This window comes from Citrobacter portucalensis (assembly GCF_023374935.1).
In the GTDB taxonomy this organism is placed as follows: Bacteria; Pseudomonadota; Gammaproteobacteria; order Enterobacterales; family Enterobacteriaceae; genus Citrobacter; species Citrobacter portucalensis.
In genome coordinates, this window is record NZ_CP092466.1 from 4,621,454 (window position 1) to 4,642,263 (window position 20,810).

Genomic DNA, 20,810 nt, shown 5'->3' on the forward strand with positions numbered 1-20,810 from the left:
GTTAAAGAGCAGTTGCGACGCGCTTTAGCGCTCTGTCGCGAGGTGGCGTATATTACGCTTTCCTCTTTCAGAGTCAACCCTCATTTTCAGGTTTTTCTCTTCAACCGAACCGGCTGTTTGTGTGAAGTGATTCACATCCGCCGTGTCGATGGAGGCGCATTATAGGGAGTTTCCTGCGGCCCGCAACCCTTAAATGACAGAAAAATGACTGACTGCTGCATTCCACAGCAAAACCCCGCCTTATACCCATTTACACACAGAGTTATCCACAATCGTAAGGAAATTATCTGTAAGCGTCCCTAAAAAGGGAGAGAATCGGTATGAAAACCTCTATTATGAAAACCTCTATATAGAAAGAAATTCACTCTACGCTATATAAAGAAGAAGGACTGACAACTTAAGCGCCATAATCCCTACCACCTTTGAATTACGCACCCCATCAGGCAATAATACCCGCACAAACCGTGATTTCAGGACCGTGATGAGATACTCCCTGCAACGTACTGCTATACGTAAACGCCCGATGAAGCTTGGCACCACCGTGATCCTCATGGTTAGTGCAGTACTCTTCTCCGTGCTGCTTGTCGTTCATCTGATTTATTTCTCGCAGATCAGCAACATGACGCGCGATGCATTAGCGAGTAAAGCGCTTGCGGTCGCACGAACGCTAGCCAACTCTCCGGAGATCCGCCAGGGACTAATGAAAAAGCCCGAGGAAAGCGGCATTCAGGCGATTGCCCAGGCGGTGAATAAGAGCAACGACTTTTTGTTCATCGTCGTCACTGATATGCAAAGCATTCGTTACTCCCATCCCGAAGCGCAGCGAATCGGTCAGCCATTTAAAGGTGATGACATATTGCTGGCCCTGCAGGGTAAAGAGAATGTCGCCATTAATCGCGGATTCCTGGCTAAAGCTCTACGTGTATTTACTCCTATCTATGACGAACATCACCGGCAGATTGGCGTCGTGTCGATCGGCCTTGAGCTAAGCCGGGTGACTGAGCAGATCAATAACAGCCGCGGCAGCATCATCTGGTCAATCTTATTTGGCGTACTGGTTGGACTGCTCGGTACATGGGTATTTGTCAAAGTCCTCAAGCGCATTCTGTTTGGCCTGGAGCCTTATGAAATCTCCAATCTGTTCGAACAACGCCAGGCGATGCTGCACTCTATAAAGGAAGGTGTTATTGCCGTTGACGAATGCGGTGAAGTGACCCTGATTAACCAGGCTGCGCAGGAGCTGCTGGATTATCACAAATCACAAGATGATGCCCAGCTCTCCACACTCAGCCATGCGTGGTCACAGGTGGTCGATTTTTCACAGGTACTACATGACGGAACGCCGCGCCGCGATGAAGAGATCATGGTGAAGGATCGGCTACTCTTAATTAACACGGTCCCGGTACTCAGCAACGGTAAAATCATCGGTGCCATTTCAACATTCAGAGATAAGACTGAAGTCCGAAAACTAATGCAACGTCTGGATGGTATGGTCAACTATGCCGACGCACTTCGTGAACGATCCCACGAATTCATGAATAAATTGCACGTGATTCTGGGATTATTGCATCTGAAAAGTTATAAGCAGCTTGAAAATTACATCCTGAAGACCGCAAACAATTATCAGGAAGAAATTGGCTCACTGTTAGGAAAAATAAAATCACCGGTGATCGCAGGATTTTTACTCAGTAAGATTAATCGCACATCTGATTTAGGCCATAGTCTGGTCATTAGCAATGAAAGCCAGTTACCGGAAAATAGCAACGAAGATCAGGTGGCGGTGCTGATTACCGTTCTGGGGAATCTGATTGAAAACGCCCTGGAAGCGCTAGGTCAAGAACCTGGTGGTGAGATCAGCGTATCCTTGCATTATCGACACGGCTGGTTGCATTGCGAAGTGAATGACGATGGTCCGGGGATTGCCCCCGAAAACATTGAGCACATCTTTGAGAAGGGCGTTTCGTCAAAAGGAACCGAACGGGGCGTTGGTTTAGCGCTTGTTAAACAACAGGTTGAAAACGTTGGCGGTAATATTTCCGTCGAGTCTGAACCTGGGATCTTCACCCAATTTTTTGTACAGTTACCGTGGAATGGTGAGAGGGCCAGCAGATGATCAATGTCTTAATTGTCGATGACGATGCAATGGTAGCGGAATTAAACCGCCGTTATGTCGCGCAACTCTCCGGTTTTCACTGCTGCGGCACAGCCTCCACGCTGGAGAAAGCAAAAGAGATAATCTTTCATAGCGGTCATCATATCGATCTGATTTTGCTAGATATTTATATGCAAAAAGAAAACGGTCTGGACCTGCTACCGGTTCTGCACAGCGAAGGTTGCAAGTGTGATGTCATCGTCATCTCTTCCGCCGCTGATGCCACCACCATCAAAGATTCACTTCACTACGGTGTTGTTGACTACCTGATCAAACCTTTCCAGGCTTCCCGGTTTGAAGAGGCGCTCACCGGCTGGCTGCACAAGAAAAATGAGATGGACAAGCATCAGTATTATGAACAGTCTGAGCTTGACCAGCTGATTCACGGCAGCTCTTCCAATGAACAGGAAGCACGGCGCTTACCTAAAGGGTTAACGCCACAAACGTTACGCACGCTGTGTCAGTGGATTGATGAGCACCAGGATCAGGAGTTCTCCACGGATGAGCTGGCCAACGAGGTCAATATCTCGCGCGTCTCTTGCCGTAAATACCTTATCTGGCTCGTCAATTGTCACATCTTATTTACCAGCATCCATTATGGCGTGACCGGCAGACCTGTTTATCGTTATCGCGTGCAGGCTGAACACTACTCATTGCTTAAACAATATTGCCAATAAATACACTTGGGATTATTTGTTATTTGAAAGTAACAATTATTAAAATAATGAAAAATCCCAATTTCACCAGCTGGCACTGTAAAATTATAAATTTGCGTTAGATCAAATATATTTGTATCCGGCATGTTAAATGTATTATTTTAATATTGACAAACATCACACTGTTTTTAATTTCAAAATCGATAACAAAAGTTAATTAAGTATTATCTAACTCGCAGAGTGTGTATTTTTACCCATAAAGGATTAGTCTGAAATTAACCAGACATACAAAATCTAGACTGGTAGCAATGGAGACCATGCTACGTACCATGGACACCGTACATTTTTGTGAGCAAATAAAAGTATCCCCACGCCAACTTCATCACATCATGAAATGGCGTGACCGTGATCACATAAATAACCCACTCACTCATTCTGCCGGTGGTTCATGTAATAGCGGAAAACGCAAAACAGATAAATTACAGCGTCAACCGCGGCTCTCCATGTTCAGCTCTGCTTCCCATCGCCTGAGGATTCTCACCTCTGATCAAAGCCACAGAAAAAAACTAAATATCGCCATAACTTTAAAAAAACATTCTAGCAAGACATTTGAACATTAATCGCAAATACGGACATATCGAATACTGACCATTTTTTGATGCTTATTCTGGCAAAAAAGAATGTGGCACAGATCCATTTTTCAAAAAATTGACTGGGTTTTTCGCGAGGGTAAATAAAATGTTATTTAGTATACAACTTCTCATAATATTAATATGTTTGTTTTATGGTGCCAGAAAGGGCGGTATCGCGCTGGGTTTATTAGGCGGTATCGGCCTGGTCATTCTGGTTTTCGTTTTCCATCTCCAGCCGGGTAAACCACCTGTAGATGTCATGCTGGTTATTATTGCCGTGGTGGCCGCATCGGCAACCTTGCAAGCCTCCGGCGGCCTTGACGTTATGCTGCAAATCGCTGAAAAGCTGCTGCGCCGTAACCCAAAATACGTTTCCATCGTCGCACCTTTCGTTACCTGCACCCTGACGATTCTCTGCGGTACAGGGCACGTGGTATACACCATCCTGCCAATCATTTATGACGTTGCCATTAAGAACAATATTCGCCCGGAACGTCCGATGGCGGCGAGTTCTATCGGCGCGCAGATGGGGATTATCGCCAGCCCGGTTTCTGTAGCCGTGGTGTCACTGGTGGCAATGCTGGGTAACGTAACGTTTGAAGGCAAGCATCTCGAATTCCTCGACCTGCTCAGCATCACCATCCCGTCTACCCTGTTGGGTATCCTGGCGATCGGTATCTTCAGCTGGTTCCGTGGTAAGGATCTGGATAAAGATGAAGAATTCCAGAAGTTCATTTCCGTACCTGAAAACCACAACTATGTGTATGGCGATACCGCCACGCTGTTAGACAAAAAGCTGCCGAAAAGCAACTGGCTGGCCATGTGGATCTTCCTGGCTGCTATCGCCGTTGTTGCCGTGCTTGGCGCGTTCTCTGAGCTGCGTCCTACCTTTAGCGGCAAACCGCTGTCAATGGTGCTGGTTATCCAGATGTTCATGCTGCTGACCGGTGCGCTGATTATTATCTTGACGAAGACCAATCCCGCTTCAATATCTAAAAACGAAGTCTTCCGTTCCGGTATGATCGCGATTGTGGCGGTGTACGGTATTGCCTGGATGGCAGAAACAATGTTCGGCGCGCACATGACAGAAATCGAAGGTGTGCTGGGCAATATGGTGAAAGAGTATCCGTGGGCCTATGCAATTGTTCTGCTGCTGGTATCCAAATTTGTAAACTCCCAGGCAGCGGCGCTGGCAGCGATTGTTCCGGTCGCGCTGGCAATCGGGGTTGATCCCGCGTACATCGTGGCTTCTGCTCCGGCATGTTACGGTTACTACATTCTGCCGACCTACCCGAGCGATCTGGCTGCTATCCAGTTTGACCGTTCCGGCACCACCCACATCGGCCGCTTCGTTATCAACCACAGCTTCATTCTGCCTGGCTTGATCGGCGTAAGCGTATCCTGTGTCTTTGGTTGGATCTTCGCCGCAATGTACGGTTTCCTGTAATCACAGTTCGCGTGCCGTCCACGTTGGTACGGCACGCCACCATGAAGACACAGAGAATTTTAAAATTCCTGAGAAAAATGAAAAGGCTGGAAGCAAATGTCAAAAGTTGAATTCACTTACCAGGCGGCTTTCCCACTGGGGGAAGACAAAACTGAGTACTACCTGCTGACATCCGATCACGTCAGCGTCGGCGAGTTTGAAGGCGAAACAATCCTGAAAGTAGCCCCTGAAGCACTTACACTACTGGCCCAGCAAGCCTTCCACGATGCCTCCTTCATGCTCCGCCCAGAACACCAACAGCAAGTCGCCTCAATTCTCCATGATCCCGAAGCCAGCGAAAACGATAAGTACGTGGCGCTGCAGTTCCTGAGAAACTCCGAAATCGCCGCCAAAGGCGTGTTGCCAACCTGCCAGGACACCGGTACGGCAATCATCATGGGTAAAAAAGGTCAGCGTGTTTGGACCGGCGGCGGCGATGAAGCGGCGCTCTCCAAAGGCGTATTTAATACCTATATCGAAGATAACCTGCGCTACTCACAAAACGCGGCGCTGGATATGTACAAAGAAGTGAATACCGGCACCAACCTGCCCGCACAGATCGATCTGTACAGCGTGGACGGCGACGAATACAAATTCCTGTGCGTGGCCAAAGGCGGCGGCTCAGCCAACAAAACCTATCTGTATCAGGAAACCAAAGCGCTGCTGACTCCCGGCAAACTGAAAAACTTCCTGGTTGAGAAAATGCGCACGCTGGGTACCGCAGCTTGCCCTCCGTATCACATCGCATTCGTTATTGGCGGTACGTCAGCGGAAAGCACCCTCAAGACGGTGAAGCTGGCCAGCACACACTACTATGACGCGCTGCCGACTGAAGGTAATGCTCACGGCCAGGCGTTCCGCGATCTGCAACTGGAACAAGAACTGCTGGAAGAAGCGCAGAAACTCGGCCTTGGTGCTCAGTTCGGCGGGAAATACTTCGCACATGATATCCGCGTGATCCGCCTGCCTCGCCATGGCGCGTCCTGCCCGGTTGGTATGGGTGTTTCTTGCTCCGCAGACCGTAACATCAAGGCCAAGATCAACCGCGAAGGGATCTGGATTGAAAAACTGGAACATAACCCAGGTCAGTACATTCCGGAATCTCTGCGCCAGGCGGGCGAAGGCGAAGTGGTTAAAGTTGACCTTAACCGCCCAATGAAAGAGATCCTCGCCCAGCTCTCTCAGTACCCGGTTTCTACTCGTCTGTCACTGAGCGGTACTATCATTGTTGGTCGTGACATTGCCCACGCGAAGTTAAAAGAACGTATTGAGTCCGGCGAAGGTCTGCCGCAGTACGTGAAAGATCATCCGATCTACTACGCGGGTCCGGCCAAAACGCCTGCAGGCTACCCGTCCGGTTCTTTAGGTCCAACCACCGCGGGTCGTATGGACTCCTACGTTGACCTGTTGCAGTCTCACGGCGGCAGCATGATCATGCTGGCAAAAGGTAACCGTAGCCAGCAGGTGACTGACGCCTGCCACAAACACGGCGGCTTCTACTTGGGCAGCATCGGTGGACCAGCAGCGGTACTGGCGCAGCAGAGCATTAAGCATCTGGAATGCGTGGAATACCCGGAGCTGGGTATGGAAGCTATCTGGAAAATCGAAGTAGAAGATTTCCCGGCTTTCATTCTGGTCGATGACAAAGGCAACGATTTCTTCCAGCAAATCGTCAGCAAACAATGCGCTAACTGCGCGAAGTAACCCATTCGGCCCGGCACTGGACTGGCACTAAATTTTTGGCGTCAGTCCAGCGATCCCCCCGGGCCAACTTTATCCCCCCATTTACTGGTATTGAATTTTTGCCGTTCACAGGGAATAGTGACCTTTTCCATTACGTGTGAATTCGCAATGCTCCGCACTCTGAACCCCACAATCTTGCGCACCGGCGCATTGATCCTGGCGCTGATTCTTATCTACACCGGTATCTCTGCCTCGGAGAAAATCACCTGGCTGATGGAAGTCACGCCAGTCATTATTGTCGTCCCGCTGTTACTGGCAACCATGAAGCAGTACCCATTGACGCCGCTGCTTTATACGTTGATTTTCTTGCACGCCATCATTCTGATGGTAGGCGGGATGTATACCTACGCCAAAGTCCCCGTCGGTTTTCAGGTTCAGGAATGGCTGGATCTCAGTCGAAACCCCTATGACAAGCTGGGCCACTTCTTCCAGGGGCTGGTACCAGCCCTGACGGCAAGAGAGATTTTAGTGCGCGGCAATATTGTCCGTGGTCGTAAGATGCTGGCATTTTTGGTCTGCTGCGTAGCACTGGCGATTAGCGCAATGTATGAACTGATCGAATGGTGGGCGGCGCTGGCAATGGGACAAGGTGCGGATGACTTCCTTGGCACGCAAGGTGATCCGTGGGATACCCAGTCGGACATGTTCTGCGCCCTGCTCGGTGCGTTAACAATGGTCCTCGCGTTAGCGGGCTGGCACAATCGGCAGTTGAAAACGGCCGGAGAGCGCTAACGCTTCTCCGGCAATCTACATTACCTACTGCGATACTTGATAACCAGAATCGGCAAGGCGAACAACAGTGTCAGAAAGTTCGCCATGCTGACGGCAGTATCTTCAATCAATAATCCGTAAATCAGCCACAAAACCAGCCCGCACACAAACATCACATACATCAAACTGGAGATGCCTTGCGTGTTGCGGGTGGCAATAACCTTAATGGCTTGCGGTAAGAAAGAGAGCGTTGTCAGGCTGGCCGCCAAATACCCAATCAACGAATGCCATTCCATCGCTATGCCTTCACATCGCCTGGAGCCACTACCGCAATAGCCGGGATATCCGGTTGCTCATGGTGCTGCGGCACCTTGCGATACTTATCCAGTAAATGGATCTGGATCCTGCGCAGGGTGTCGCCATTCAGTCGATAAAAGCGGAAATATAGGACTAAGGTCACCACAAAAAAGAGTGCGGGTAGCGCTATCATAATAAACTGCATGCCAACGATGGTTTCGGCAGACTGCGCGACATTTGGCGCGTAATTAATCACTCCGAGTATCAACGCGATAAAGAAAGAGGCAAATGCTGACCCACCTTTTACCACCATTGTCTGCACCGAATAAGCGATACTTTCACAACGAACATTAAGTTTGTATTCGCCGTAATCAACGGTATCCGCCACCATAATGACCTGCAACACCCAGAAAAGCGCAGAACCAATATTCAGTAAAACACCCGCTATAACAATCAGTAAGATATTATGGAAATCTGCCAGCGCCATCACCAGTAGTACGCTACAGCTAAGCACCGGCAACACCGATGCCCCAGCCCACAAGATCCGTCGTGACAACGCGTTTACCAGCCGAGGAAAGAAAATCAGCGTCAACAGGTTTGCCGCACCTGCGTAAGACATGTAGTACGGGAAGAGACTTGCATCGCCAATCACGTAGGTAAAATAGTAAATGGCAAAGCCAGCAATGATATTAGATGCAATATTGTAAGCCAGTGCCATACCTAACAGGCAGGATAGCTGGTCATTTTTATAGATGAGCCCAACGATCGCTTTCAACCCAAGACGACTGCTGTCTGCCGTGGCCTCACTGTCTGACGAATAAACCTCATGCACATTCCGTAGCGTCACAACGGTGGAAACGATAAAGAACGCGATGAGAATTAGTGTAAACATCTGAAAACCAAAACCACGATCTGCTCCGCCAACATAGCTCACAAAAGGCAGCGTCACGCCTGCGGTAACAAACCCAGAAAGGCTGGCGAAGAAACGGGGGTACGGCACCAGTTGTTCACGCTCGCGTTTATCCAGCGTAATGGTTGGCACCAGTGACCAGAATGGAATATCCATAATGGTGTAGGTCATTCCCCATAATATATACGTCACGCAAACAAATACGACCTGCGCAGTACCCTCAAAAAGATGTGCGCTAAAAAGCAAAAACAGCACCAATGAGTTCGCCAGCGTACCGAGCAAGATCCAGGGTTTAAATTTTCCCCAGCGCGATCGGGTGGCGTTCACAATCCAGCCCATGATGGGATCGTTTACCGCATCCCAGATCCTTGCCGCCAGGAACAACGTTCCGACCAGCCCCACCGATAATCCCACTACGTCGGTGTAGTAATACATCAGGTACATGTACACAATACCGATGGCGAAATCCTTACCAAACGCTCCAAATCCATAACTGAGTTTTGTTGTCAGAGATATGCTCATAGGGTATCGGGTCGCTGTTACCAGCGCCCGCCTTCTGTAAGAGGAAACGTCAGAGGTTAAACGCCGGATGCAATGCCCGGCGTGATTGTGTATTAACGGTGCAGCCAGGCCGGCAGCCAGTCGCCGTGAGACGCGATCAGGTCGTCCACCAGAGCATAAATCTCTTCAATCCCCAGTACCGCGGCGGTATGCGGATCCATCATCGCCGCGTGATAAACGCGATCGCGATTCTCCGTTAGGATGGCTTCCGTTAGCAGGGTCTGAACATTGATATTGGTTTGCATCATGGCCGCCAAATGTGACGGGAGAGTCCCGACTTTCGTTGGCTGAATACCATTCGCATCAACCAGACAAGCGACCTCAACGCAGCAGCCTTGCGGCAGGTTATCGATCAGATTGTCATTGCGAACGTTGCCATACACGACGCTCGGTTCACCGGTCCAGATAGCGTTCATGATAGTGCTGGCATATTCGCGCGACGGTTTAATGTCGATCCGCTCAGCCGTTTTGTACTCTTCCAGCTCTTTTTTCCAGTTCGCCAACTGTTCCACACAACGTTTCGGATATTCATCCAATGGCACCTTATAGCGCTCAATCAGATCTTCACGCCCCGGTTTGATAAACCACGGCGTATATTCAGCGAAGTGCTCCGACGATTCGGTGACGAAATACCCCAATTTTTTGAACATTTCATAACGCACAATGTTCTGGCAACGGGTATTTCCGTGAATATTTGGTTTCGGCGCCTGACCGGATTCATAGGCCGCCAGCAGTTCCGGGTAGAGATTCACATAGGCACCGTCCGCCGTTTTGCGCTCCAGCTCCAGATAAAACGCCATATGGTTGATCCCGGCACTGCGATAGCGCAAAGAAGCAGGGTCGATGTTCAGATCGCGGGCCAACTCCTCCGCCGTCCCCTGCACCGAATGACACAACCCAACCTGCTTAATATGCGGATAGCGCGCATACATTGCCCAGGTGTTCATTGCCATCGGGTTAACGTAGTTAAGCATTGTGGCCTGCGGACAGACTTCGGTCATATCCTCACAAATCTGCCATAAATGCGGGATGGTGCGCAGCGCGCGCATAATGCCGCCCGGCCCCAGCGTGTCGGCAATCGTCTGCTCCAGACCATGGCGTTTACACACCGTAAAATCGGTGACGGTACAAGGTTCATAGCCGCCAATCTGGAAAGCGACCACCACAAAATCAGCATCCTGTAATGCTGCTTTTTGATCGGTATAGCAGGTGATTCGTCCAGACGCGCCCGCAGAATCCATCAACTTGCGCACAACAACGTGTGACTCTTCCAGACGCGTAGGATCGAGATCCATCAAGGCGATATGCGCAGATTTAAGCGCATCGCGGTGAAAGACGTCCCCAAGAATATTTTTGACGAAAATCGTGGAACCGGCGCCGATAAAGGTAATTTTGGGTGCAGACATCATGACTCTCCAGAACATTAGTGAACACAGTCATGGTGGCACAGCGCATAGATGAAAACCTCCGACTTCCCTGCTGAGCATTCCCATAAACTCAGATCATCACTCTGCGCCCTATTGGATCTGAGTTTATGGGACAAAATTACCCAAAAAGCAGAGTATGCGGCCGCAAAATGTCGCTATGCTCAATGGTAACGGTCCAATTTGTGTCCTGATTCTCAGCCTTAATACGTGTTAAATGACATGATTCTGATAATTCAGGAAATGGAGCAACCATGAGTACATTACCGACATCGCCTCTCCCTCCCGATCCGCACATGTGCAGTAGCGATGAAGAACAAACCCGCAGCCCGCTATCGCTGTACTCAGAATATCAACGGATGGATATCGAGTTGCGCTCACCGCATGCTATGCCTGCCAGCCACTGGCATGGGCAGGTGGAGATCAATGTTCCGTTTGATGGTGACGTCGAGTACCTTATCAACAACGAAGTCGTGCAGATAAAACAGGGACACATCACGCTATTCTGGGCCTGTACACCGCATCAGCTCACGCGTCCGGGCAACTGCCAAAGTATGGCTATCTTCAATTTACCGATGCACCTTTTCCTCTCCTGGCCGCTGGATCGCGAGCTGATCAACCATGTTACACATGGAATGGTCATCAAATCGCTGGCGTCGCAGCAGTTGAGCACCTTTGAGGTTCAGCGCTGGCAACAGGAACTGAGCAACCCGAACGAACAAATTCGCCAGCTCGCCATTGATGAAATTGGTCTGATGCTCAAACGGTTTAGCCTTTCCGGTTGGCAGCCTATCCTGGTCAATAAAACCTCGCGGACCCACAAAAACAGCGTGTCGAGGCACGCCCAGTTTTACGTCAGCCAAATGCTGAGCTTTATTGCCGACAACTATGATCAGGCGCTCACCATCAACGACGTCGCGGAACACGTGAAGCTCAACGCCAACTACGCGATGGGGATTTTCCAACGCGTAATGCAACTCACCCTGAAGCAGTACATCACGGCAATGCGGATTAATCACGTCCGCGCATTGCTTAGCGATACCGATAAAACCATTCTCGACGTTGCGTTGACCGCCGGATTCCGATCCAGCAGCCGTTTTTATGACACCTTCAGCAAGTTTGTCGGCATGTCGCCGCAGCAGTACCGCAAACTAAGCCAGCAGCATCGGCAAACAATCGCTGGTTAATATCATTCGGCAATATCAGTATCAGCCAAAAAAATATTCCCCCTGTCGATAAACGGCGGTGAAAAACCGCCAACAAGCAAACATAACCTACTGTTTAAAAACAAATTAAACACAAATCGGACTATTTTTTACCCGCTTTACAGCCCATTTTGACAGGATAATACTTGCCTGCGTCACATTCATACGGTGTGTCTGCAATTCATAGATTGCAACCTTTCCACAACCGGGTAAAAGATGATGAAAGTATTAATTGTTGAAAGTGAGTTTCTGCATCAGGACACCTGGGTCGGTAGCGCTGTCGAACGTCTGGCTGACGCATTAAGCCGCCAAAATGTTACCGTCATTAAGTCCACCTCATTCGACGATGGTTACGCAATCCTCGCCGCCAATGAAGCCATTGATTGCCTGATGTTCAGCTATCAAATGGAACAACAAGACGAGCATCTGAACGTCAGGCAATTGATCGGCAAGCTCCACGAGCGCCAGCAAAACGTTCCCGTTTTCCTGCTGGGCGATCGCGAAAAAGCCACCGCATCGCTGGATCGCGACCTGCTGGAGCTTGTCGATGAATTCGCCTGGATTCTGGAAGATACCGCAGACTTTATCGCCGGTCGCGCCGTTGCGGCGATGACCCGCTACCGCCAACAACTTCTGCCACCGCTGTTCAGCGCGCTGATGAAGTACGGCGACATCCATGAATACTCCTGGGCAGCTCCGGGTCACCAGGGCGGCGTCGGATTCACCAAAACGCCGGCCGGTCGTTTCTACCATGATTACTATGGTGAAAACTTATTCCGTAGCGACATGGGTATTGAACGCGCATCGCTCGGCTCGCTGCTGGATCATACCGGCGCGTTTGGCGAGAGCGAAAAATATGCCGCCCGCGTGTTTGGCGCTGACCGCTCCTGGTCCGTGGTGGTCGGGACTTCCGGCTCTAACCGCACCATCATGCAGGCTTGTATGACCGATGATGACGTCGTGGTGCTGGATCGTAACTGCCATAAATCCATCGAGCAGGGGCTTATCCTCACCGGGGCAAAACCGGTGTACATGGTGCCAAGCCGCAACCGGTACGGCATTATCGGGCCTATCTACCCGCAGGAAATGCAGCCTGAAACATTGCAGAAAAAGATCAGCGAAAGCCCGCTGACCAAAGGTAAAGCCGGGCAAAAACCGTCTTACAGCGTTGTGACCAACTGTACCTACGACGGTGTTTGCTACAACGCCAAAGAGGCCCAGGACCTGCTCGCGCAAACCAGCGATCGCATCCATTTCGATGAGGCCTGGTATGGCTATGCTCGCTTCAACCCAATTTACGCCGATCACTACGCCATGCGTGGCGCGCCGGGCGATCATAACGGTCCTACCGTTTTTGCCACCCACTCGACCCACAAACTGCTGAATGCGCTTTCTCAGGCATCTTACATTCACGTTCGTGAAGGTCGTGGGGCCGTGAACTTCTCCCGCTTTAACCAGGCGTACATGATGCACGCCACTACCTCTCCGCTGTATGCCATCTGCGCCTCAAACGACGTGGCGGTCTCCATGATGGACGGTAACAGCGGCCTGTCGCTCACCCAGGAAGTGATCGACGAAGCGGTCGATTTCCGTCAGGCCATGGCACGGTTGTACAAAGAATTCACCGCCGAAGGCGACTGGTTCTTCAAACCGTGGAACAAAGAGATTGTGACCGATCCGCAGACCGGCAAAACCTATGACTTTGCCGATGCGCCAACCCAACTCCTGACCACCGACCAGAACTGCTGGGTAATGCGCCCGGGTGAATCCTGGCACGGATTTAAAGACCTGCCGGATAACTGGAGCATGCTGGACCCGATCAAAGTCAGCATTCTGGCTCCGGGGATGGGCGACGATGGTGAACTGGAAGAGAACGGCGTACCGGCTGCACTGGTCACCGCCTGGCTTGGCCGTCACGGCATCGTGCCGACACGCACCACCGATTTCCAGATTATGTTCCTGTTCTCCATGGGGATTACCCGCGGGAAATGGGGCACACTGATCAACACGTTGTGCTCTTTCAAACACCATTACGATGCCAATACCCCGCTGGCACAGGTGATGCCAGAACTGGTTGAGGAACATCCAGACACTTACGCCAACATGGGCATTCACGATCTGGGCGACACCATGTTCGCCTGGCTGAAAGAGAACAACCCAGGCGCACGTCTTAACGCGGCCTACTCCGGCCTGCCTGTTGCTGAAATCACCCCGCGTGAAGCCTATAACGCGATAGTCAGCGATAACGTTGAGATGGTGGCCATTGAAAATCTGCCGGGTCGTATAGCCGCGAATTCCGTTATTCCTTACCCACCAGGAATTCCGATGCTGCTGTCCGGGGAAAACTTTGGCGACGCCAATAGCCCGCAGATTAGTTATCTACGTTCGTTGCAGTCCTGGGACCACCACTTCCCTGGATTTGAACATGAAACCGAAGGAACGGAAATTATTGACGGTGTGTACCACGTTATGTGCGTGAAAGCATAATGTCGTTTTATAGATAGTCCGATGTTTAAGGTAGACATGTCATGCTTGAGTAATTCCTGAGTATTGCTGCAAAACAATAACATTGTCATACCTTTTTGCGCGGGACCACCCCGCGCTTTTTTTATACGCAAATAGCGCCTTTCCACTTGCGTACAAAAATGTGTACATAAGAAAAATCCCGCCAAACATTGTAATTAATTTCAGACACGTTATTTTATTGCAGTCCTGGTTTCATCATACAATTTCAATTTAGCCGATTTGGCTCATCTGATGTTGAGCTACGGTGTTTTATGTTCATATTCCTGGAGTTGGGTATGAGGCTTTGCAGCAAAGAAGCTTGTGTTGTTGTATTAACGGAGAAGGATGTTTGGTTAAGGATTAACGGTAAAGAAGCCATCAGTTTAAAAGCTAATCATATGGCACTGGTGGCATGCGATAATAATATTATCGATTTCTCATCACTTAATAACGCATTGGTCGTACATATCAGCCGCGATATCATTAAAGATTATCTGCGCTTTTTAAATAAAGACCTTTCACAGATCCCACTCTGGCAACGCAGTGCCAGCCCAGTGATGACCGCCGCGTGTCTGACGCCGGATGTCTTCAGGGTGGCTGCCCAACACAGCGTAATGGACACAGTGAACGAAGCTGAAAGAGAGCGTACGCGTTCGCTACTGTTCACGGTGTTATCACGCTTTCTCGACAGCAAAAAGTTTATTTCTTTGCTCATGTATATGCTACGCAACTGTATCAGCGATAGCGTTTATCACATTATTGAGAGCGATATACATAAAGACTGGAATTTAAGCATGGTTGCCAGTTGCTTATGTCTGAGTCCCAGTTTGTTAAAGAAAAAGCTCAAAAGTGAAAATACAAGTTACAGCCAAATAATTACCACATGTCGCATGCGATATGCTGTCAATCAATTACTGATGGACGGCAAAAACATTTCTCAGGTCTCTCAACTGTGTGGATATAACAGTACCTCATACTTTATCTCCGTATTCAAAGAGTTCTATGGGATGACGCCTCTGCATTATGTTAGCCAACATAGGGAGCCATCCGCCGCCTGATTTTTAATCAGTTAGCGATAAGCCATAATAATATCAGCATTAGCGATACCCCAGCTCCGTCATCATTAAACAGACTTTTGACGAGGTATGATAAGGCGTCATTTATCCTTATCAGGAGTTAAAAAATATGTCGACGGATGCTGATGCTCACAAAGTGGGCTTAATCCCCGTCACCCTTATGGTGTCGGGGAATATTATGGGTTCCGGTGTATTCCTGCTACCCGCAAACCTTGCGTCAACTGGCGGGATTGCAATCTACGGATGGTTGGTCACGATTATCGGTGCTCTGGCACTGTCGATGGTGTACGCCAAAATGTCGTCCTTAGACTCCAGTCCCGGTGGTTCTTATGCTTACGCCCGCCGCTGCTTCGGTCCTTTTTTGGGCTACCAGACCAACGTGCTGTACTGGCTGGCCTGCTGGATTGGTAACATCGCCATGGTGGTCATTGGCGTCGGTTACCTGAGCTACTTCTTCCCCATCTTAAAAGATCCGCTGGTCCTGACGCTAACCTGCGTCGTAGTGCTGTGGATCTTCGTATTACTGAACATTGTCGGACCGAAAATGATCACCCGCGTGCAGGCCGTCGCAACGGTACTGGCACTGGTGCCAATTGTCGGGATTGCCGTCTTCGGCTGGTTCTGGTTCCGCGGTGAAACCTATATGGCAGCCTGGAACGTCAGCGGGATGAACACCTTTGGCGCGATTCAAAGCACTCTGAACGTCACCTTGTGGTCATTTATCGGGGTGGAAAGCGCCTCCGTTGCGGCTGGCGTGGTTAAAAATCCCAAACGTAACGTACCTATCGCTACCATGGGCGGCGTGCTGATTGCCGCTGTTTGCTACGTGCTCTCCACCACCGCAATCATGGGTATGATCCCTAACGCGGCGCTGCGTGTATCAGCCTCTCCGTTCGGTGATGCCGCACGTATGGCGCTGGGTGACACCGCTGGGGCGATAGTTTCCTTCTGTGCTGCTGCCGGGTGTCTTGGTTCTCTGGGCGGCTGGACGCTGCTTGCCGGGCAAACCGCCAAAGCCGCAGCCGATGACGGCCTGTTCCCACCGATTTTTGCCCGCGTGAACAAAGCCGGTACGCCAGTGGCCGGGTTAATTATCGTCGGCATCCTGATGACCATCTTCCAGTTCAGCAGCATGTCGCCAAACGCAGCGAAAGAGTTTGGTCTGGTCTCTTCGGTTTCCGTTATCTTCACCCTGGTGCCGTATCTGTACACCTGCGCCGCGCTGCTGCTGCTCGGCCATGGCCACTTTGGTAAAGCACGCCCGATGTACTTACTGGTGACCTTTATCGCCTTTGTCTACTGCATCTGGGCGGTTGTCGGTTCCGGTGCCAAAGAAGTGATGTGGTCGTTCGTCACGCTGATGATCATCACCGCGCTGTACGCATTGAACTACAACCGGATCCATAAAAACCCGTATCCACTGGATGCCCCGGTAAACAATAACTAACGCCAACAATCGTCGTGGCCCGATGGCGTAAGTTCATCGGGTCAACGTTCTCCTACCGCTCTTCGAAAAATCAACATTAAGAACTTAAGGTTGGCTTAATTTTACTTTGAGAGGATTTGCGCCACATAGTCGATGGAACCCCCTTAATGTTAAAGCTCTTGTTTAAAAGGCCCACTCTCGGGCTAATCAGCTGGCTTCTGCTGATCTCATTTTATCTTGCGACCTTCCTGAACATTGCGTTCTATAAACAAGTGCTGCAAGACCTGCCTCTGGACTCTGTGCGTAACGTGCTGGTGTTTTTATCAATGCCGGTCGTCGCGTTCAGCGTCATGAACATCGTGCTGACGCTGGCCTCATTCCTGTGGCTTAATCGCCTGGTGGCATGCATTTTCATTCTGGTTGGCGCATCGGCCCAATATTTCATCATGACCTACGGCATCATCATCGACCGCTCGATGATCGCCAATATGATGGACACTACGCCCGCCGAAACCTTTGCTTTGCTGACGCCGCAAATGCTCATCACACTCGGGGTGAGCGGCATTCTGGCCGCGCTCATTGCCTGCTGGGTAAAAATCAAACCGATCACGCCAGTTATGCGCAGCGTACTATTTCGTGGCGCGAACATTCTGATCTCCGCGCTACTGATCGTACTGGTCGCTGCGTTCTTCTATAAAGATTACGCCTCACTGTTTCGCAACAACAAAGAACTGGTGAAATCCCTCAGTCCATCCAACAGCATTGTGGCGACGTCATCCTGGTATTCACACCAGCGACTGGCCCACCTGCCGCTGGTGCGCATTGGCGAGGATGCACATCGCAATCCGTTGATGGTGAAAGAAAAGCGTAAGAACCTGACGATTGTGGTTCTCGGCGAGACCTCGCGCGGCGATAACTTCTCGCTGTCAGGCTACTCGCGCCAGACCAATCCGCTGCTGGAAAAAGATGATGTGGTCTATTTCCCCCGCACCACATCCTGCGGAACGGCAACGGCAGTATCAGTACCCTGCATGTTCTCGGATATGCCACGCGCGCACTACGACGAAGAACTGGCACAGCATCAGGAAGGCGTACTCGACATCATTCAGCGGGCGGGAATTAACGTTCTGTGGAACGATAACGACGGCGGCTGCAAAGGGGCTTGCGACCGGGTTCCACACCAGAATATGACTAAGTTGAACCTGCCAGGGCAGTGTATTGACGGCGAATGCTACGATGAAGTCCTGTTCCACGGGCTGGAAGAGTACATTAATAATCTGCAAGGCGACGGCGTGATTGTGCTGCATACCATCGGCAGCCACGGTCCGACCTATTACAACCGCTATCCTGCGCAGTTTAAGAAATTTACGCCAACCTGCGATACCAACGAAATCCAGACCTGTTCGCAGCAACAGTTGGTCAATACTTACGACAACACCATTCTTTACGTTGACTATATTGTTGATAAAGCGATCAATATACTGAAAGAACATCAGGATAATTTCACCACCAGCCTGGTGTATCTTTCCGATCACGGCGAATCCTTAGGGGAAAATGGCGTCTATTTGCACGGCCTGCCGTATTCGATTGCACCAGATACACAAAAACATGTGCCGATGCTGCTGTGGCTCTCCGAGGATTATCAGCAACGCTATCAGGTCTCTCAGACATGTTTGCAAAAACGGGCAAGCTCAGAAGACTTCTCGCAGGATAATCTCTTCTCAACTCTGCTGGGATTAACGGGCGTGCAAACACAGAAATATCAGGCGGCAGATGATATTCTGCAACCCTGCCGGGGAGACTAAACGAATGAAAATCCTGATTGTTGAAGACGATACGTTGTTATTACAGGGACTGATACTCGCTGCGCAAACAGAAGGCTACGCCTGTGATGGCGTGTCAACCGCCCGTGCAGCCGAGCAGTGTCTGGAGACCGGACATTACAGTCTGGTTGTTCTGGACCTGGGCTTGCCGGATGAAGACGGCTTGCACTTCCTGACCCGCATCAGACAGAAGAAATACTCTCTCCCCGTGCTGATCCTCACCGCCCGTGACACGCTCAAAGACCGGGTCAGCGGGCTGGACGTGGGTGCCGATGACTATCTGGTCAAACCGTTCGCACTGGAAGAACTGCACGCCCGCATCCGGGCACTTCTGCGTCGCCACAACAATCAGGGTGAAAGTGAATTAATTGTCAGCAATCTGACGCTGAATATCGGTCGTCGCCAGGTGTGGATGGACGGACAAGAGGTTATCTTAACGCCGAAAGAATACGCGCTCCTGTCGCGTCTGATGCTCAAGGCAGGCAGTCCTGTTCACCGGGAAATTCTGTATAACGACATCTACAGTTGGGATAACGAACCGTCGACCAATACTCTGGAAGTCCACATCCATAATCTGCGCGATAAAGTGGGGAAATCACGTATCCGCACGGTCAGGGGATTTGGCTATATGCTGGTCGCCACTGAGGAAAGCTAAGTGAAGCTGCTGCAATATCTAAAACGACCTCTCCCTCTTCGCCAACGGTTAATACTGACGATCGGTCTAATTCTGCTGGTCTTTCAGCTCATTAGCACCTTCTGGTTGTGGCACGAAAGTACCGAGCAAATACAGTTATTCGAACAGGCGCTGCGCGATAACCGTAACAACGATCGCCACATCATGCATGAGATCCGCGAGGCTATCGCCAGCCTGATCGTCCCCGGCATCTTTATGGTCAGCCTGACGCTGCTAATTTGCTACCAGGCGGTGCGACGAATAACCCGTCCCCTTGCCGATCTGCAAAAAGAGTTAGAGGCACGAGCAGCCGATAACCTGGCCCCGATTGAAATTCACAGCTCAACCGTTGAGATCCAGGCCGTTGTCTCAGCGCTCAATGACCTGGTAACGCGGCTGACCAGCACTATTGAAAACGAACGTTTATTTACCGCCGATGTCGCCCACGAACTGCGCACACCGCTGTCAGGCGTTCGCCTGCATCTGGAATTATTATCCAAAACCCATAAGGTCGACGTTACGCCGTTGATTGCCCGCCTTGATCAAATGATGGACAGCGTATCGCAGCTGCTGCAACTCGCCCGCGTCGGACAGTCGTTTTCGGCCGGGAGCTATCAGCATGTCAAACTGCTGGAGGACGTTATTCTGCCCTCTTACGATGAACTCAGCACCATGCTGGACCAACGGAAACAGACGCTGCTCCTGCCACAAAGCGCGGCGGACGTTGTCGTGCGTGGCGATGCTACGCTGTTGCGGATGCTGCTACGAAATCTGGTGGAAAACGCGCATCGTTACAGCCCGGAAGGCACCCATATTACGATTAGCCTGAACACCGAGCATGATGCCGTCCTGGCCGTCGAGGATGAAGGGCCGGGCATTGATGAAAGTAAATGCGGGGAGTTGAGTAAAGCATTCGTCCGTATGGACAGCCGTTTTGGTGGGATTGGGCTGGGGCTGAGCATTGTCAGTCGCATCACCCAGTTACATCACGGGCATTTCTATCTGCAAAATCGCCAGGGAGCCAGCGGCACTCGCGCATGGGTGGAATTGGCGAAAAATCAGTAAGAGCTCACCCACACATACAAAAAGCTGCTGACGATCAGCACGCTGCACACGGTGGTCAAACTTTCATAAATACGGGTTTTCATGACACTCTCCTCCGAAACTATGGAGGAGAGTTTGCCTGACACAGATTAAGCCAACCTTAAGTTGATATCATAAGACACCTTATCCGACCTACTGAGTACAATGCTGCCCGTAGGCCCGATAAGCATAGTGCCATCAGGCAATAACACGAATGTCCAGGCCATGCGCCGGATGGCGGCTAGCGCCTTATCCGGCCTACTGAGTACAATGCTGCCCGTAGGCCTGATAAACGTAGTGCCATCAGGCATTAACACGAATGCCCGGGCCATGCGCCGGATGGCGGCTAGCGCCTTATCCGGCCTACTGAGTACAATGCTGCCCGTAGGCCTGATAAACGTAGTGCCATCAGGCAATAACACGAATGCCCGGGCCATGCGCCGGATG

16 protein-coding genes are annotated in these 20,810 nt (G+C 50.6%); 12 read left to right on the forward strand and 4 right to left on the reverse strand.

The genetic code is table 11. The annotated features are described in order from the left end of the window. Nucleotides 1-481: 481 nt before the first annotated feature. From LY264_RS22370 to LY264_RS22390, 5 genes are all read left to right on the forward strand, one after another. Nucleotides 482-2,113, forward strand: a complete 1,632-nt coding sequence (locus LY264_RS22370) for a sensor histidine kinase (RefSeq protein ID WP_003826772.1) — start codon at nt 482-484, stop codon at nt 2,111-2,113. Then, nucleotides 2,110-2,829 (forward strand): two-component system response regulator DcuR, encoded by a 720-nt coding sequence (gene dcuR / locus LY264_RS22375; protein ID WP_008786975.1) that lies wholly within the window; start codon nt 2,110-2,112, stop codon nt 2,827-2,829. Before LY264_RS22370 ends, dcuR begins: the two co-directional genes overlap by 4 nt. A 717-nt stretch (nt 2,830-3,546) precedes the next feature. Further along, nucleotides 3,547-4,887, forward strand: coding sequence for an anaerobic C4-dicarboxylate transporter DcuB (dcuB, locus tag LY264_RS22380; protein ID WP_003031873.1), 1,341 nt, complete (start codon nt 3,547-3,549; stop codon nt 4,885-4,887). 96 nt (nt 4,888-4,983) lie between these two features. Continuing rightward, nucleotides 4,984-6,630, forward strand: coding sequence for a class I fumarate hydratase FumA (gene fumA, locus LY264_RS22385; protein ID WP_008786974.1), 1,647 nt, complete (start codon nt 4,984-4,986; stop codon nt 6,628-6,630). A gap of 147 nt (nt 6,631-6,777) precedes the next feature. Continuing rightward, nucleotides 6,778-7,401: a DUF2238 domain-containing protein gene (locus tag LY264_RS22390; protein WP_071692453.1), complete on the forward strand. Its 624-nt coding sequence runs from the start codon at nt 6,778-6,780 to the stop codon at nt 7,399-7,401. 20 nt (nt 7,402-7,421) lie between these two features. Here LY264_RS22390 and LY264_RS22395 read toward each other — a convergent pair whose 3' ends face one another. The 3 genes from LY264_RS22395 to melA all read right to left on the reverse strand — a co-directional run bounded on the left by LY264_RS22395 (nt 7,422) and on the right by melA (nt 10,557). Next, nucleotides 7,422-7,676: a SemiSWEET transporter gene (locus LY264_RS22395; protein WP_071692454.1), complete on the reverse strand. Its 255-nt coding sequence runs from the start codon at nt 7,674-7,676 to the stop codon at nt 7,422-7,424. Between the two features lie 2 nt (nt 7,677-7,678). Beyond that, a complete protein-coding gene (gene melB / locus LY264_RS22400; RefSeq protein ID WP_048227450.1) occupies nt 7,679-9,109 on the reverse strand; it encodes a melibiose:sodium transporter MelB in 1,431 nt (476 codons plus the stop codon). A gap of 92 nt (nt 9,110-9,201) precedes the next feature. Beyond that, entirely contained in the window at nt 9,202-10,557 is a 1,356-nt protein-coding gene (melA, locus tag LY264_RS22405; protein WP_008786970.1) for an alpha-galactosidase, read from the reverse strand. A 269-nt stretch (nt 10,558-10,826) separates the two neighbouring features. Here melA and melR point away from each other — a divergent pair, with 269 nt between their 5' ends. The 7 genes from melR to pmrB all read left to right on the forward strand — a co-directional run bounded on the left by melR (nt 10,827) and on the right by pmrB (nt 20,345). Beyond that, nucleotides 10,827-11,759 (forward strand): transcriptional regulator MelR, encoded by a 933-nt coding sequence (gene melR / locus LY264_RS22410; protein WP_048227451.1) that lies wholly within the window; start codon nt 10,827-10,829, stop codon nt 11,757-11,759. Nucleotides 11,760-11,996: 237 nt separating this feature from the next. After that, nucleotides 11,997-14,264, forward strand: coding sequence for an arginine decarboxylase (gene adiA / locus LY264_RS22415; RefSeq protein WP_020996085.1), 2,268 nt, complete (start codon nt 11,997-11,999; stop codon nt 14,262-14,264). Nucleotides 14,265-14,578: 314 nt separating this feature from the next. After that, a complete protein-coding gene (locus LY264_RS22420; RefSeq protein WP_008786968.1) occupies nt 14,579-15,340 on the forward strand; it encodes an AraC family transcriptional regulator in 762 nt (253 codons plus the stop codon). Nucleotides 15,341-15,467: 127 nt separating this feature from the next. Beyond that, nucleotides 15,468-16,805, forward strand: coding sequence for an arginine/agmatine antiporter (gene adiC, locus LY264_RS22425; RefSeq protein ID WP_003031853.1), 1,338 nt, complete (start codon nt 15,468-15,470; stop codon nt 16,803-16,805). A gap of 146 nt (nt 16,806-16,951) precedes the next feature. After that, nucleotides 16,952-18,589, forward strand: coding sequence for a phosphoethanolamine transferase EptA (eptA, locus tag LY264_RS22430; RefSeq protein ID WP_048227452.1), 1,638 nt, complete (start codon nt 16,952-16,954; stop codon nt 18,587-18,589). A 4-nt stretch (nt 18,590-18,593) separates the two neighbouring features. Beyond that, complete coding sequence (gene pmrA / locus LY264_RS22435) at nt 18,594-19,262, forward strand: two-component system response regulator PmrA (RefSeq protein ID WP_008786966.1); 669 nt, start codon at nt 18,594-18,596, stop codon at nt 19,260-19,262. A 9-nt stretch (nt 19,263-19,271) separates the two neighbouring features. Continuing rightward, on the forward strand, nt 19,272-20,345 hold the full coding sequence (pmrB, locus tag LY264_RS22440) for a two-component system sensor histidine kinase PmrB (RefSeq protein WP_103015279.1): 1,074 nt from the start codon (nt 19,272-19,274) through the stop codon (nt 20,343-20,345). Here the strand turns inward: pmrB and pmrR are convergent. Continuing rightward, entirely contained in the window at nt 20,339-20,428 is a 90-nt protein-coding gene (gene pmrR, locus LY264_RS22445; RefSeq protein WP_003826741.1) for an LpxT activity modulator PmrR, read from the reverse strand. The genes pmrB and pmrR overlap by 7 nt on opposite strands. Nucleotides 20,429-20,810: the final 382 nt, after the last annotated feature.

Bases quoted from the DNA above. Each gene is read 5' to 3' on its own strand.
- fumA (WP_008786974.1), top strand. From the start codon at position 4,984: ATGTCAAAAGTTGAATTCACTTACCAGGCGGCTTTCCCACTGGGGGAA.
- melB (WP_048227450.1), bottom strand. From the start codon at position 9,109: ATGAGCATATCTCTGACAACAAAACTCAGTTATGGATTTGGAGCGTTT.
- dcuR (WP_008786975.1), top strand. From the start codon at position 2,110: ATGATCAATGTCTTAATTGTCGATGACGATGCAATGGTAGCGGAATTA.
- pmrA (WP_008786966.1), top strand. From the start codon at position 18,594: ATGAAAATCCTGATTGTTGAAGACGATACGTTGTTATTACAGGGACTG.
- LY264_RS22390 (WP_071692453.1), top strand. From the start codon at position 6,778: ATGCTCCGCACTCTGAACCCCACAATCTTGCGCACCGGCGCATTGATC.
- melR (WP_048227451.1), top strand. From the start codon at position 10,827: ATGAGTACATTACCGACATCGCCTCTCCCTCCCGATCCGCACATGTGC.
- adiC (WP_003031853.1), top strand. From the start codon at position 15,468: ATGTCGACGGATGCTGATGCTCACAAAGTGGGCTTAATCCCCGTCACC.
- dcuB (WP_003031873.1), top strand. From the start codon at position 3,547: ATGTTATTTAGTATACAACTTCTCATAATATTAATATGTTTGTTTTAT.
- LY264_RS22370 (WP_003826772.1), top strand. From the start codon at position 482: ATGAGATACTCCCTGCAACGTACTGCTATACGTAAACGCCCGATGAAG.
- LY264_RS22395 (WP_071692454.1), bottom strand. From the start codon at position 7,676: ATGGAATGGCATTCGTTGATTGGGTATTTGGCGGCCAGCCTGACAACG.
- pmrR (WP_003826741.1), bottom strand. From the start codon at position 20,428: ATGAAAACCCGTATTTATGAAAGTTTGACCACCGTGTGCAGCGTGCTG.
- melA (WP_008786970.1), bottom strand. From the start codon at position 10,557: ATGATGTCTGCACCCAAAATTACCTTTATCGGCGCCGGTTCCACGATT.
- eptA (WP_048227452.1), top strand. From the start codon at position 16,952: ATGTTAAAGCTCTTGTTTAAAAGGCCCACTCTCGGGCTAATCAGCTGG.
- LY264_RS22420 (WP_008786968.1), top strand. From the start codon at position 14,579: ATGAGGCTTTGCAGCAAAGAAGCTTGTGTTGTTGTATTAACGGAGAAG.
- adiA (WP_020996085.1), top strand. From the start codon at position 11,997: ATGAAAGTATTAATTGTTGAAAGTGAGTTTCTGCATCAGGACACCTGG.